The 533-nt window shown below is 56.7% G+C and carries 1 protein-coding gene; it reads right to left on the minus strand.

Going from position 1 to position 533, the window contains the following annotated elements:
* Positions 1–533, minus strand: a 533-nt coding sequence (locus J5224_RS34875) for an efflux RND transporter periplasmic adaptor subunit (RefSeq protein ID WP_264629372.1), incomplete at both ends; no start/stop codon positions are given.

The following is a 533-nucleotide window of genomic DNA, read 5'->3' on the forward strand; positions in this document are numbered from 1 at the left end:
GTAATCGTGTCGCCGTCGATCGCCTCGATTTTCCCTTCCGCCTGGTAGGTGGGGGACGCGCTGGCCGCCGGGGTATCCTGTTTAGGTTGATCGTCTGCCATTTGTGGCAGTGCACTTTTCAGGCTCGCTTCTGAATCAATCAGGAATTGGCCGGACGTAACCACCGACTGGCCCGCGTTAAGGCCGTGAGTAACTTCTACCCAACCATTTTGGCTACGGCCTGTTTTCACTTCGACCGGCGTGAAGTGACCGTTACCGTCAGCCAGCAGTACTCGATTGTGCGTGCCAGTGGTGATGAGTGCTTCGTCGGGAATAGCGACCACGGGAGACGTGGTGATGGGATGCGTCAGTGTCACGTTGAGGATCATGCCAGGTTTGAGTAAGTGCTCTGGATTTTCCAGTGTCAGCCTGGCCTTTAGCGTGCGCGTTGAGGCTTCCAGATTGGGCAACAGTTCGTCCACCTTGCCATGAAAGGTTTTCCCCGGCCAACTGTCCGTGCTGGCACTGATGTCACTTCCGCGCGACAGTAGGCT

The sequence above is a fragment of the Candidatus Symbiopectobacterium sp. NZEC135 genome (assembly GCF_025962695.1).